This window comes from Halarcobacter sp. (assembly GCF_963675975.1).
GTDB lineage: Bacteria > Campylobacterota > Campylobacteria > Campylobacterales > Arcobacteraceae > Halarcobacter.
This window is the reverse complement of record NZ_OY780939.1, coordinates 1,036,780-1,051,349: the sequence shown is the minus strand read 5'-3', so window position 1 is coordinate 1,051,349 and position 14,570 is coordinate 1,036,780. Positions and strand designations below refer to the sequence as shown.

Here is a 14,570-nt window from a genome sequence, read left to right as displayed (position 1 = left end):
ATTAACCTATTATTTCTATTTCGTAATCTTCAATTACAGTGTTTGCAAGAAGTTTCTCACACATATTTGTAACTTCTTCTTTAGCTTCAGCTTCACTTGAAGAGTTTAACTCCATAATAATTTGTTTACCAATTCTAACATCTTTCACAACTTCTTTAAAACCTAATGTGTCTAATGCATGATGAGTTGCTTTACCTTGATCATCTAAAACACCTTGTTTTAATGCTACATTTACAATTGCTTTCATTTATCACCTTCAATTTATATTTTTGCGATTATATCTAATTTTCTCTTATTATCAATTTTTATAAACAAAGCAAAGCTGCTTTGTTTAAAACTATTTACTTAAACTATCTTGGATAGTACTATAACCTTTTAAGATTTCAGATTTAATTGAATCTGGAACTTCAACATCAAGTTTTTCTCCAGGTTTTAAGTCTTTTGCTTTTTCTTTCCAGTTATTCTCTTTTGCAAAGTTTCTAAGAATTTGTTTATCCATAGAGATATAATTTGCTTTATCAAAGTTTTCTTTTGTAATAAATCTTGAACTTTCAGGAGTTAAAATCTCATCACCTAAAATCCATTCACCTTTTGCATTAACAAAAACTTCAAGTTTTGTATCAACAATTACAATTCCATTATCTTCGGCAAATTTTGTAAACTCTTTAAATAGATTTTCTAAACTAGAGATAATCTCAGGAAATACATCTCTTACTTTTTTAGAGTTTAAAGGAATATCTTTTACACCCTTTGTAGTTGGAGTAAAAAGTGGTGTTTCAAATTTATGCCACTCTTTTAAATCAGATGATAACTCTAAACCATATGGATCATTTCCTTTTTGTGTTGCTTCATATAAAGAACCAGTTAAATAGTTTCTAAAGATAAATTCAAACTGTACAACTTCTCCATCAATTTCTGCTTCTAAAGCTTTACATAATTCCATAAACTGACATCTTGGAGCTACACTTAAACTTTCATCTAAAGTTTCAGATAAAATTGCTGTTTTAATCCCTTGTTCTTGAGCAAATTTTGCTCCATTGTTAGAAATTGCTGTTTGATATACACCCTTTCCTTCAATCTCAAGGTTTAAAGGTATATCAAAAACAGAACATCTATCACTTCTAACTAAAAGTATTTTTGGATCATCACCTGGACAAGTATAAAGGTCTGCATTTTTACCAATATAATATAAGTTATAACCCAATTCTTCTAACTCTTGAATACCTTTTTGTGTTGTAGTTTTCTTTGACTCTGGCCAAAGACCAAGTGCTACAATATCACTTATTTTCATCTATTTCCTCCGTTTATGCTTTCATATATTATTTATTTACTATTATTAACGATTTTAAAATACCTAGTCCAACTGTAAGTTGATTATCTTTTGAGATATCTTCTTGTGTTAGTACTTTTGTATTTTTAACTTCTTTTTTCTCTATTTTTATACCATCTTCTTTTTCTAATTCAACTTCTAAATGTTTTTTTAAGTCCGCCTCTTTGATTTTAAATTCTGCATTTTTTTCTTTTACTGCTTCACCAGCATAAGCCATTACATCAGGTGTAATTCCTGTTGCTTGAATAGTTCTACCACTTGGTAAATAATATTTTGCAACTGTTAATTTAATATTTTCTGATCTATCTTGTGTGATTGGTAAAATTGCTTGAACAGAACCCTTACCAAATGTTTTTTCACCAACTACAATTGCTCTTTTGTGATCTTGTAAAGCACCACTAACAATTTCAGATGCAGATGCAGAACCACCATTTACAAGTACAACTACAGGAACATTAGTTACTGTATTTGTTGGGTTTGCATTAAATTTTTCTTCATCTTCGATATTTCTTCCCTTTTGTGAAACAATTACACCACTGTTTACAAATAGATCAACAACACCAATTGCTTGAGTTAAAAGTCCACCTGGGTTATTTCTTAAATCTAAAATAATACCTTTAATATTTGGTCTATTTTTAATCTCATTTCTCATAACTCTTGTAACATTTTTATCAAAACTTGAAACTCTAATATAAAGAAAATCTTCATTTTCAATTGTTTTTGAGAATACTGATTTAATTTTGATTATATCTCTAATAATATCAATTTTAACGGGTTTATTTTCACCTTCTCTAACAACTGTTAAAACAATTTTAGTTTTAGGTTTACCTCTCATTAAAGAAACTGCTTCATCAAGAGTCATATTTAAAGTTGATTTATCATCAATTTTTAAAATTATATCACCTGCTTCTATACCTGCTTTATATGCTGGAGTATCATCAATTGGAGATATTACTGTTAAAGCACCATTTCTCATACCAACTGTAATTCCTAAACCACCAAATTCTCCTGTTGTTTGAATACTCATCTCTTTTGAAGACTTTTTATCAAGATAAGTTGAATGGGCATCTAACTCTTGCATTAGACCCTTTAAAGCTTTATCAACAATCTCTTCAAGCTTTACATCATCAACATAATATTTTTCAACAGTACCAATTACCTGAGTAAGTTTTGACAAAGATTCAAATCTACTTTGACTAGTTTCTGAAGCCTCTTCATTTGCCATTAAACCTTGTGATAAAAGAAGCAGAAACGACGTTATTAAAAAAAACTTATTAATTCTTTTCATTTTATACCTTTTGCTTATTGTAAGAGCTAGTATTATATAAAAGTTTATATAAAAGTAAGGTTTTATAATTTTTTTAGTATCATATTGTCTAATTTTCTAAGAAGGTTTTGAATGAGTTTAAAAGATAATGTAAACTACGTTAAAGATGAAATAAGTAGTGAAGAAAAATTTCTTGAAAGCTTTGTAAAAGTTGAAAGATTTTATAAAAAAAATAAAATTGTTATTATTTCTGTAGTTGTTATTATAATAGCACTTGTAATTGGTTTTTTTGTAACAAAAAGTATTCAAGAATCAAATAAGCTTGAAGCTAATATAGCTTTAAATAAAGTTTTAGACAATCCAAAAGATAGTGAAGCTTTAAATATTTTAAAAGAAAAAAATAAAAATTTATATGAAATTGCACAATATTTAAACTCTAAAAAAGAGGGAAAAGTTGTTGATGTAGATGTTAAATTTTTAAAAGATTTAACAGCATATCAAAAAGCATTAGAAGAAAAAAGTGTTGAAAAATTAAATTCAGTATCAATGCAAAATGACTTTTTATTAAAAGAGTTTGCTATTTTTAATAGAGCATTAATGTTAGCAGAAAATGGTAAATATCAAGAAGCTAGAAATACTTTAAAAATGATACAAAGTGATTCAAAAGTTAACGATTTAGTTAATATTTTAAAACACTATTTAGCAACAAAATAAAGGTAAACAATGAAATACTTAATCTTTACAATAACTTTACTATTTGTTTTTACAGGTTGTTCTCAAAAAGAGTTTTTTGACCCAGAATATACTGTTGGGGATTATGAAAATACAAAAGCTAGTTTAAATGGTGATATAATTTCTATGAATAAAGATGGAGCTACTTTAGATAGTGGAGAGATTATTACAAAAAGAGGTGTTTCTAAATTTACAATTGAAGAGGGTTATAACTTTTTAAATATAAGTGAAGATATAGTAATTACATCAAACTTTAAAGATAGCATTATGCTTGATAAAAAAGTTATTAAAACTGGTGGAGTTGTTGTAGCAGCTACATTAAAAGGTAATAAACTTGCAATGATTTTCTCTGATAATTCAATTCAGTTATATGATATTGATAAAGAACAAATCTTATTAAAAGAGTATTTCACTCACTCATTTGTAAATGATACAAGAATTGCAAACCCATATTTTATGAGTAATATTATTTTATTCCCTACTTTAGACGGAAAGATCATTGTAGTTGCTGAAGGTAATAATCAAGTTATTAAAAGTATTGTTGTTGATGCAGATGGACAATTTAACAATATTATATTTTTAGATGTAATTGAAGATACCCTAGTTGCAGCTACAGTTAATAAAGTAATTTCAGTTGGTGATGGTGTTTTAAATTTAAAAGATTATAGTATTAGAGATATTATTACACATGATAATAATATTTATATTGCAACTATTGATGGACAAATTATTAAAACAGATATTTCTTTAAATATTATAAATAGAAAAAAATATAAATTTGCAAAAATTTATGCTTTAGCATATGGAAGTTCATTATACGCATTAGAATCTCAAGGATATTTAATCAATATTTCTGATGATTTTAAAGAAGATAATATTTATGAATTAAGCTTTAACAATGAAAAATCAGTTATAGCTTTAGGTGATACTATATATTATGATGATGAGTATATTATTTTAAAATAATATACCCTCATCAAATCAATAAAAAATACTATTATATATACTAATATTTTAAAAAAGTTATAAATAGTAACTTTTTTCTAAACAAAAACCACTTAAATAATCAAAAAGAAAGCTTATTAAATATCTTTTAGATAGAATGATTTTATGAAAAATAATTTTAAATATCTATTACTTATTCTTATCATTATAATACCAATATTTTTTACTATAAATTATCTTTTGAAACAAAAATTTAACTCTATTATGAATAATAAGTATGAGATATTAGTACAAAATACCAATTCACTTATTGCACAATCTATTGAAGACAAAGCCAAATCAACACTAAACTTAGCACTTACTATTTCTGAATTTGCATCAAAAAATAAACTTTTTACACAATTGGATTATAAAAAATTTGAAGTATTAAAAGATATCTCAATAAAAATAAAACAAAATAGCAATTTTAAAAACCTTTGGATCCATATTGTAGATAAAAAAGGTTTTAGTAGATATAGAACTTGGACTAATAAAAGAGATGATAATGTCTTATCAAAAAGGAAAGAATTAATAGAGTTAATTAAAAAACCTAAAATCACAAGTGTTATTAGTGTTGGTATTTTTGATATAACTTTTAAAAGTATAATCCCTGTTTATGAAAATGGAGAGTTTGAAGGTTTTATAGAAACAATTACAAAATTTAATTCAATTGCAGAAAAATTTCAAAATGAAACTATGGATTTTCTACTGCTGGTTGATAAAAAGTATAAAAACCAAATAAAAAAACCTTTTACAAAAAAATTTATTCAAGATTATTATGTTGCAAATATAAATGCCAAAGATCAACTACTAGATTTTGTTCAAAAAAACTTAGATGATATTCTTAATATAAAAAGATACCAAATAAGAGATAATAAATTTATTACTATTTACAAACTTGATGATTATAAAAATGAAGATATGGCTTATATATTAACTTTCCAAGATTATGAAAAAGTGTTTTCAAAAGAGATAAACAATTTACAGAATTTTATTGAAATTATTGCCTACTTAACATTTTCAATTATTATTGGTATTTTTATAACATATTACTATTTTAATAAATCTAGATATGCAAACCAATTAGAAAAAGAAGTAAATCTAAGAACAAAAGAGATAGAAGATTTAAGTAGAAGATACAAACAAGTTTTTGAAGGATCAAATTCTATGAAATTTTTAATTGATCCAGATAGCAAACAAATTTTTGATGTGAATAATGCCACAATCAATTTTTATGGTTACACAAAAGAACAACTAACATCTTTTAAAACATCTGATATACAAGCAGAAAATCTAGATGAAGACTTTATCATAGAAAAAATACTAAAAAACAGCGAACATAAATTTATTGTAAAACATAAAATTGCATCTGGGGAAATAAAAGATATGGAAGTTTATGCTTCGCAAATAGATATTGGTGAGAAAAAGTATATCTATACAATTGTTAGAGATGTAACAAAAGAATTAAAATTAAAAAAAGAATATGAAGAAAAGCAAAAACTATTTTATCAACAAGCTAAAATGGCATCTTTGGGTGAGATGTTAGAAAATATTGCCCATCAATGGAGACAACCTTTATCAACTATTACAACTGCTGCTTCAGGTATGAAAGTAAAAAAAGATTTTGATACTCTTGATGATGAATTCTTTGATGATTCTGTGGATATAATAATAAAATCATCAAACTATCTATCACATACAATTGATGATTTTAGAAACTTCTTTAAACATAGTAATAACTTTGAAGACTTTAAAATAGTTGATGCTATTAAAGATTGTATGACTATATTAAAATTAAAACTTCATATAAATGAAATAACAATCAGTTTTGAAGGAGATGTAGAAACTACAATTAATGGTTACAAAAATGAGTTTATTCAAGTATTTTTAAATCTAATAAACAATAGTATTGATGTTTTTAAAGCAAAAGATTTTAAGAAAGGTGAAATCTTAATAGAGATTCACAAATTAAAAAATAATACTGAAATATTATATCATGACAATGCAGAAGGGATTGATGAGTCGATTATTGATAAAATTTTTGAACCATACTTTACCACAAAACATAAGTCTCAAGGGACAGGTATTGGACTTTATATGAGTGAAGAGATTATAAATAGACATTTTAAAGGTAAATTTTCTGTAAAAAACTCTTCATTTAAAGTAAATGAAAAAGAGTATTTTGGTGCAGAATTTAAAATAGTAATTCCAAATAAAAATTAAACTGCTCTAACTACTCTATTTCTTCCTGATTCTTTAGCTGTATATAAAAGTTCATCAGCTTTATGTAGTATTTCATCTATAGATTCTTTTTTATCCTCTTTAAATACAACACCCATTGAGATTGTAAATTTAATATCTGTATCTTTTACTTTTATTAATGTTGTGGCACATTTGTCTCTAATTTTCTCAGAAAGTTCATATACATTACTCTCTTGTTGGTTAAAAATTGTTATGGCAAATTCTTCACCACCTAAACGTCCAAAAATCATATCTTTTTGAATAATCTCATTAACAATATTACAAAACTCTATTAGTACTTTATCTCCAGTATCATGCCCATAGGTATCATTTATTTTTTTAAAATAATCTATATCAATCATAAGTACAGCAAATTTTTTATTTTCATTATTAGATTTCTTTAGAAGTCTAATACTATTTTCAAAGAAGTTAGCCCTATTTCTAATACTTGTTAAGAAATCTGTGTGGGCAAGTTTATAAAGTTCTTTATTTTTAACTTTTAAACTTCTATAAGCTCTTGTTAGTTGTTTTGTTCTTTTTGTTACTTTTTCATTTAATAATTCATTTTGCTCAATAATTAATTTTTGTTTTTGGAAAATTACAATAAATACTATAAGTAAAATTATTGCACCTATAAAATTAAATACTTTTATAGTTCTTTTACCTTGTAAAATTATTGCATTTCTATTTGAGGTAATAAAAGTTGTTAAATATTGGTTTTTATAATCAAATAGTTCAATTTTATTAGCAATATTTGTATCATCAATATTTACATAAGCTTTTACTTTTTTTAGATGCTTAAGTGCAAGGCTTATATCAGGAGCAGTCTTTATCATCTCAATATTTTCTAAAATAATATTATCAAAAATTGAACTTGTGATTTGTTTTAAGTAATCTAAATCAACATGCTTTATAGATAAAATATACCCCCTATATTTACCTAAAAAATCACTTCTTAATATTTTGGATTTATTTACATAAAATAGTTTATTATTAAACATATATAAAGTTGAGACTTCAGCTATTTTTTTTAGATTAGATAATAAATCTTTTTCTAAATTTTTTTTATTAATATGAAAAAGATTGATTCTTTTATTATAAGTTGAAAAAACTATATTATCATTTTTATCAACAAATAAAAATGCATCAATCCCTAAGTCTTCAAGTGTTTGAGCATCATCTCTAAAATTATCATAGATAAATATATCATTTCTATTTTCTATAAAACTATATGTTTCATCCCACTTTGAATAATCATTTGTAATTTTTTCTAAATCTATTAAGTCTTCATTTAAGATATTAGCAAAAGAGGTTATATTATCTTTATTTTGTCCCTCTTCTAAAGAGATAAAATCATCAATAAAAAATTTATAACTTAAAGAGCCTAAAAAAAGCCCTAAAAATAAGTATATTGCTATTAAAGAAAAAAGTGTTTTTGAAGTTTTTCCCATAATTGTTATTTTCCCTATAAAAAATTATTTTATTTAAACAGCCAACAACTTTTTATTTTATTATAACATTAAAGGAAAAAAAATACTAATTTTTAAAATTTTTATTTGCTATATTTTCAATAAAAACAGTTGCATAAGAACTTTTTGGAAGTGTAAAACTTATAATAAATTGTTTATCTTCTTTTAAATATTTTGTTTCAATATTTGAAGGATAAACTAATGCATCTCTTCTATACCCTTTTTCTTGTATATATAAGTCATCATATTTTTCTTCTAATTCTCTTGCTTTTGCTTGTGCTCTAAAAACTTTTCTTCCAGGTAATAATCCAGTAGGTACAATATCTTTTTTTAAAAAACTTTCATTAATATTTTTAGTAATTGATTTAGGTGTAAAAAGCCTATGGTTTTTATTGTCTTTAAAAACATCTCCATCCATTAAAATAAACTCTTCTTTACTTAATTGAACTCTTTTTGAAAGCCAAGAATTAAAAAAATAACTTTGATATTGGGAGATTAACATTTTAGAAATCTTATTATCTCTTATAACTAAATCACCATATATTAACTGTTTTGCTTTTTCCAAATTCTCTTTTGTATCATTTCCAAAACGTTGATATCCAAAATAGTTTGGCAAGCCAAATTTTGATATCTCTTTTATTACTTTTTCTATTTGATATAAACTTGATTCTTCAACCTCATGAAGTCTAATTTTAAAATGGTTACCTACCAAGTCTCCAATATTTAATTTTGAATTATGTAATCTTGTATCTAAGATTTCAATATTTTTTGATTTAAATTTTTGTAACTCTTTTCCGTATTTTTTAGGAATAGAAATATATTGAGTTGTAGTTGCATTTTTATCTTTTAAACCTGCATATCCAATCTCATTTTCATAAATATTTAATTGTTTTGATAATTTTGAGATTAAATCCCAAGTTCCTAAATCAGTTTTTTTTATTTTTGCAACTATAAAATTTCCCTTTGAGCTAAATTTTATTCCTTGTTCTTCAACAATAAAATCATCTCTATTTTGAAAAAATTTAAACTCCAATGTTTTATGGTTTTGTGCAAATACTCTTTCTATCATCTCTATTCTTTATTTTAAATTTCGGTATTATACTCTCAAACTACTAACAAGGGTTTAAAATGGATATGAAAAATATTGAAACTATAATTAATAAGTTTTCACAAGATAGAGATTGGGATAAGTTTCACAACCCAAAAAATTTAGCTATGGCTATGAGTGTTGAAGCTTCAGAATTACTTGAGATATTTCAATGGTTAGACTTTGAACAAGCCAAAAACTTACCAGAAGAGAAAAAAGAACATGTAAAACAAGAGATTGCTGATATTGTAATTTACCTTACTAGAATATGTATGGCTTATAATATAGATTTAGAAGAAGCAATTTTAGAAAAAATGAAAATGAATGAAAAAAAATATCCTTTGTTTGATGAAAATGGCAAAAAAATTGAGTATGGAAAAAAGAAATGAAAAAAATATATATAGCTGGTCCTGATGTATTTGAAAAAGATTCAATACAAATTGGTAAAAAGTATGTTGAACTTTGCAAAAAATATGGTTTTATTGGTTTATATCCTTTAGATAATCAAATAGATTTTAATCAAGAAAAACAAAAAATTGCACAAGAGATTTTTTATGCAAATAAAAAATTAATTGAAGAGTGTGATATAGTTATTGCAAACTTAAACTCTTTTAGGGGAAAAGAATCTGATAGTGGAACAGTGTGGGAGTGTGGTTATGCTTATGGATTACAAAAAGAAGTTTATGGTTATTTAAACACTAAAGATTCATATCTTCAACAATTTAAATCTAATGAAATCAAATATGAAAATGGAATATATTATGATTTACAAGATAGGGTAATTGAAGATTTTGACTACCCTTTAAATCTTATGTTATCTTGTTCAATAAACAAAATTGTAGAAGGAGACTTTGAAAAAGTATTAGCTCAATTGTGATATAATGGGACAAACGTAATTTTAAGGATTTAGTATAAATACTAAAACAGTAATTAGAAATTTAAAAATTAAATATATTTTTCTATTTGTTATTATTTCAATTTTAACTTATTTGATTTTAAATTTTTTTGCAGTTGATAATAAAAATAAATATTTACAACAAACTACGCATATCCAAACTAAAGCTTATAACAGTGTTTTATTTCAATATAAAGATTTATCTGAGGTTATATACACAGGACTTTTAAGATTTACAAAAGTAGATGAAAAGCTTTTTAACATAAGTAATAAAAGTAAAAAAGAACAAGCACAAATAAGACAAAAACTATATTTACAAACAATAAATAGATTTAATACTCTAAAAAAAAGAAATATTATCAGTATTAATTATATTTTACCAGATAACACAATTTTTCTAAAAATGGTTAACCCTCTGGATTATGGTAATAAAGTTAGTGAAAAAAGGGAAACACTAAAATATGTTCAAGAGCATAAAGTTCCTATCTCAAGTTATGAAATAGGAAAATTTGGTTCAGGTTATAGATTTGTTTATCCAATAATTAAAAACAATATTTATCTAGGTCTAATCTCTCTAACTTTTAGTGAAGAAGCTATTACAGAATCTCTTATGAAACAATATGATGTATTAAGTAATTTTATTATAAAAAAAGAAAATTTTGATGAAGACTATTTAAAAAACTCCAATATTTATAAAGATGCTCATTTTAGTGGGTTTGTTGATAATAAAAATATATTAGAGGATTTAAAGAATGAATCAAAAAAGAAAATAGTTGATATGAAGCCCTCTTATGAAATCTCTAAAAAACTATATGAACTTGGTCAACAAACAAAATCTTCATCTATTTTTGTTAATGAAAAAGATTCTATTGTAACTATAATACCTATTTACCATACTATCTCAAAAAAGTATGAGGGTTTTATCTCAATTATTAGTAAAGGTGAGACAATTAATCTTTTAAATAATAACTACTATACAATATTATTTTTATTTATATTTTTATATTTAAGTGTAATGCTACTCTTCTTACAACAGAAAATCAAAACTATTTTAGACAAAGAATTAACCCAAGAGATAATAAAAAAAGACCAACAACTTTTAGAACAAGCAAAAATGGCTCAAATGGGTGAAATGATTGGAAATATTGCCCACCAATGGAGACAACCTTTAAGTGCTATAAGTACCATAGCTAGTGGATTAAAACTAAATCATGAATTTGGAATGTTACAAGAAGACGATATTCCTAAAAATATGGATTTAATAGTTGATAATACAAAGTATCTTTCGAAAACTATAGATACATTTAGAGATTTTATAAAAGAAAAAAGAGTAGAAAAAGAGGTAATTATTCAAGATAGAATTGAAGAAAGTCTAAAAATTATTCAAGCCTCTTTAGAAAACAACCATATAAAACTAATCAAAAGTATAGATTATCAAACTCCAATAAAATATAGGATGATTCCTGAAGAGCTAGCACAAGTTATAATTAATATTTTAAATAATGCAAAAGATGCAATTATCCATAAAAGGATAAAAGATGGTTGGATTAAAATCTCTTTAATAATAAAAGAAAATAAAATATTAATTACTATTGAGGATAATGCAAAAGGTATAGAAGAAGAAAATCTTATAAAAATTTTTGATCCATACTTTACAACAAAGCATCAATCCCAAGGTACTGGGCTTGGATTATATATGAGTAAAACAATTATAGAAAAACATTTAGGTGGAAAATTGATTGTAGAAAATAGTGAAAATGGAGCTATGTTTACTATTGAGTTACATAAACAAGATTAAACTATTTTAGTAAACTCATAATACAACTTATCACTTAATGGTTTTTGTAATACAAGTTGTGTATTTATTGGTTTATTTCCACTATACGAAACACAATCAGCTAAACCTAAATAAATAAATTTTTGAACTTTTTTATCCACATGGGAAAATTTTCTAACAAATATATGTAAGTTTACTTTCTCTTTTTTATTATTTATCAATCTATATCCATCCCCTTTTTCTTGGGACATAGAAGGTTTACTAATAAAATTAAAAGTATCATTTGATTTAAAATTATTTACATATTTTGAAGCTTTTGAATATTTATCTTTTTCTAAGGTAATAAATAAAAAGAAATCATCATTAAACTTTAAAAATCCACTACCCCTAAAAGAACTATGTATTTTATTGAAGTTTGCCAATAAGGCAATCTCCAACATATTATACTTTTCATATAATTTAAAAAATGGCAAGCCATAATCTATATTTGAAAAACTCTCTTCATAAGTTATAATTCCATAATTTATAGAACTTTCAATAAAGGCTTTTTTATATGGGTCTTTTAGAATATTTTCAAACTCTTTTGTTAAATAGATTTCAGAATCTTTTTTCTCAATAAGTTTTAAAAATCTTTTTTCTTGAGAAGAATCAAAATACTCATGGTTTAGATAAGAAAAACTATGTTTTATAGTATTTTCATTTACACTTAATAAATACTTCTTTAAAAGCTCTTTTGCTTTTTTTAAATCGATTTTTTTATTTTTTAGTAAATATTTTAATATGGCAAATTCATAAACTCTTCTTAGAGGTAAATGATAATCAATAAAAGCAACAGCTTTTAAAAATTTTTCATCTAAACAAATTGTTTGGATAACTTTATCTTTTTCTACTCTATTTAAAAAAGATATATAAGATTTAGATTCACCAATAAAAGGTATGGGAGTTATAAAATCATCATTATTGATAAAATCTTCCATATTTGGAATTTTATTCCCAAGTATTGCTTTAAACTCTAAGTAGTTATCTTTTAAATATTTAAAACTGTTTAAATTCTCTTTGTTTATTTGTTCTAATATTCTATTTTTTGAAATTTCATCTAACACTATATGAGCATTTTTTAAATTTGCAAAATTGTTTAATAAAGAGAATTTTATACTCTCTTTATCTATAAATTTCTTACCACTTAAAGCTAAAGCAATTAAAAAACTTTTTTTATGGTTACCTATAAAATCTATTAAGGTTAAAAACTCTTTATCTTTAGATTTTCTAACTCCTCTTCCTAATTGTTGGACAAAAACAATAGGTGAATTTGTAGGTCTTAACATCAAAACAGTATTTATTGAAGGTATATCAATCCCTTCATTAAAAATATCCACACTAAATATAACTTCAAGTTTTTGATTTTCATCTTCCAAAGAATCAATAAGCTCATCTCTTTTTTGGGTACTATCATCACTTGTTAAAGCAATAGAAGATATCCCTTTTTTGTTAAACTCTTCTGCCATATATAAAGCATGTTCTTTTGAACTACAAAAGCCTAATACTCTTCTTTTATTTCCTGAATATCCATAAAAATTCATTTTTTCAATAATAAAATCTACTCTTCTATTTATCATCAAAAATTTTGATAAAGAACTAATATCATTTATATCAATATCTTCATAATCTAACTCTTGTATATCACTAATCCCATAATAATGAAAAGTTGAAACAAGTTTATTTTCTAAAGCCTCATCAAGTCTAATATCACAAGCTACATTATCATCAAATTGCTCATAAATAGATATTCCATCCATTCTATTGGGTGTTGCTGTTAATCCTAAAGTAAATTTTGCATCAAAATAGTTTTTTACTTTTATATAAGATGGGCTTGCTATATGGTGAGCTTCATCATAAATAATATAATCAAATTCATCTTTTTTAAAAATATTAAAATTTGAACTTAATGTTTGTATGGTTGCAAAAATATACTGTTTTGAAATATCTTTACTATTTCCTGTAAGTAAACCCATTTGTACATCACTTATTAAAGTTTCAAAACACTCTTTTGCTTTATTTAAAATATTTTCCCTATGAACAATAAAAAGTAACCTTTTAGGTTTTACTTCTTTTACATCAAATGCGACTAGATATGTTTTTCCAGTACCTGTTGCTGCTATAACTAAAGCTTTATTTTCTTTATTTTTTCTAAAAAATTCCAACTTTTCTAAAGCTTGTTTTTGCATCAAATTAACTTTTATCTCTTTATTAAAAACAAAACTTTTCTTTACTAAATCTTTTTTATAAATAGAATATGAATCAATAAAGTTTTTATCAACAGTAATAGAGCCTTCCCATAAAGAGTTAAATTCACTAAATAAAGTTTCTAAATATATGTCTTCTTTCTTATTTATTGTTTGATTGTTCCACTCTATATTTGTTTTAAATGCACTTGCTGTTATATTTGAAGAACCAATTATAGTTTTGTATTCATCGTCAAATTCAAATATATAAGCCTTTGAATGAAAGCCTTGAGAACTTGAATCAAATATTTTTAGCTCAATATTATCAAATTCTAAAAGTTTTCCTAAAGCTTTTGGTTCTGTAAAATTTAGATATGTAGATGTTAATATTTTCCCTTTAACTCCTCTTTCTTTACACTTTTCTAAACTATTTAAAAGTAATTGAATCCCAGAATAATTTAGAAAAGCTACATTAAAAGTAAAAGAGTTACAAGACTCTAAAAGTGAAGTGATATGATTATAAAAGTTACCACTTGAAGTGTTTGTAATTAGTTGATTCAAAAATA

General features: G+C 24.3%; 12 protein-coding genes. 6 read left to right on the top strand and 6 right to left on the bottom strand.

Features of this window, described 5'->3' with window-relative positions; translation table 11 throughout:
* Nucleotide 1 precedes the first annotated feature (1 nt).
* The 3 genes from purS to ACKU3H_RS05220 form a co-directional block, all read right to left on the bottom strand.
* Nucleotides 2–247 (bottom strand): phosphoribosylformylglycinamidine synthase subunit PurS, encoded by a 246-nt coding sequence (gene purS, locus ACKU3H_RS05230; RefSeq protein WP_320035918.1) that lies wholly within the window; start codon nt 245–247, stop codon nt 2–4.
* A gap of 90 nt (nt 248–337) precedes the next feature.
* Nucleotides 338–1,291, bottom strand: a complete 954-nt coding sequence (locus ACKU3H_RS05225; protein ID WP_320035917.1) for a phosphoribosylaminoimidazolesuccinocarboxamide synthase — start codon at nt 1,289–1,291, stop codon at nt 338–340.
* Nucleotides 1,292–1,319: 28 nt separating this feature from the next.
* Nucleotides 1,320–2,618, bottom strand: coding sequence for a S41 family peptidase (locus ACKU3H_RS05220; RefSeq protein WP_320035916.1), 1,299 nt, complete (start codon nt 2,616–2,618; stop codon nt 1,320–1,322).
* A 111-nt stretch (nt 2,619–2,729) separates the two neighbouring features.
* Between ACKU3H_RS05220 and ACKU3H_RS05215 the strand changes: the two genes are divergently transcribed.
* The 3 genes from ACKU3H_RS05215 to ACKU3H_RS05205 all read left to right on the top strand — a co-directional run bounded on the left by ACKU3H_RS05215 (nt 2,730) and on the right by ACKU3H_RS05205 (nt 6,536).
* Nucleotides 2,730–3,311: a tetratricopeptide repeat protein gene (locus ACKU3H_RS05215; RefSeq protein ID WP_320035915.1), complete on the top strand. Its 582-nt coding sequence runs from the start codon at nt 2,730–2,732 to the stop codon at nt 3,309–3,311.
* 9 nt (nt 3,312–3,320) lie between these two features.
* Nucleotides 3,321–4,295, top strand: coding sequence for a hypothetical protein (locus ACKU3H_RS05210; RefSeq protein WP_320035914.1), 975 nt, complete (start codon nt 3,321–3,323; stop codon nt 4,293–4,295).
* A gap of 144 nt (nt 4,296–4,439) precedes the next feature.
* The gene (locus ACKU3H_RS05205; protein ID WP_320035913.1) at nt 4,440–6,536 is read left to right on the top strand and encodes an ATP-binding protein; all 2,097 of its coding nucleotides are present in this window, start codon (nt 4,440–4,442) and stop codon (nt 6,534–6,536) included.
* Here ACKU3H_RS05205 and ACKU3H_RS05200 read toward each other — a convergent pair.
* A complete protein-coding gene (locus ACKU3H_RS05200; protein ID WP_320035912.1) occupies nt 6,533–8,005 on the bottom strand; it encodes a diguanylate cyclase in 1,473 nt (490 codons plus the stop codon). The genes ACKU3H_RS05205 and ACKU3H_RS05200 overlap by 4 nt on opposite strands.
* 85 nt (nt 8,006–8,090) lie before the next feature.
* Nucleotides 8,091–9,092 carry a tRNA pseudouridine(13) synthase TruD gene (locus ACKU3H_RS05195; RefSeq protein WP_320035911.1) on the bottom strand — a complete coding sequence of 334 codons (1,002 nt, stop codon included), beginning with the start codon at nt 9,090–9,092 and terminating at the stop codon, nt 8,091–8,093.
* Nucleotides 9,093–9,151: 59 nt separating this feature from the next.
* On the opposite strand from ACKU3H_RS05195, the gene ACKU3H_RS05190 reads away from it, so the two are divergent.
* From ACKU3H_RS05190 to ACKU3H_RS05180, 3 genes are all read left to right on the top strand, one after another.
* Nucleotides 9,152–9,499 (top strand): nucleotide pyrophosphohydrolase, encoded by a 348-nt coding sequence (locus tag ACKU3H_RS05190; RefSeq protein WP_320035910.1) that lies wholly within the window; start codon nt 9,152–9,154, stop codon nt 9,497–9,499.
* Nucleotides 9,496–9,987, top strand: coding sequence for a nucleoside 2-deoxyribosyltransferase (locus tag ACKU3H_RS05185; protein ID WP_320035909.1), 492 nt, complete (start codon nt 9,496–9,498; stop codon nt 9,985–9,987). Before ACKU3H_RS05190 ends, ACKU3H_RS05185 begins: the two co-directional genes overlap by 4 nt.
* Before the next feature lie 112 nt (nt 9,988–10,099).
* The gene (locus ACKU3H_RS05180; protein ID WP_320035908.1) at nt 10,100–11,803 is read left to right on the top strand and encodes a HAMP domain-containing sensor histidine kinase; all 1,704 of its coding nucleotides are present in this window, start codon (nt 10,100–10,102) and stop codon (nt 11,801–11,803) included.
* Here the strand turns inward: ACKU3H_RS05180 and ACKU3H_RS05175 are convergent.
* Complete coding sequence (locus ACKU3H_RS05175; RefSeq protein ID WP_320035907.1) at nt 11,800–14,565, bottom strand: DEAD/DEAH box helicase; 2,766 nt, start codon at nt 14,563–14,565, stop codon at nt 11,800–11,802. The two genes, ACKU3H_RS05180 and ACKU3H_RS05175, sit on opposite strands and share 4 nt — an antisense overlap.
* Between the last annotated feature and the right edge of the window lie 5 nt (nt 14,566–14,570).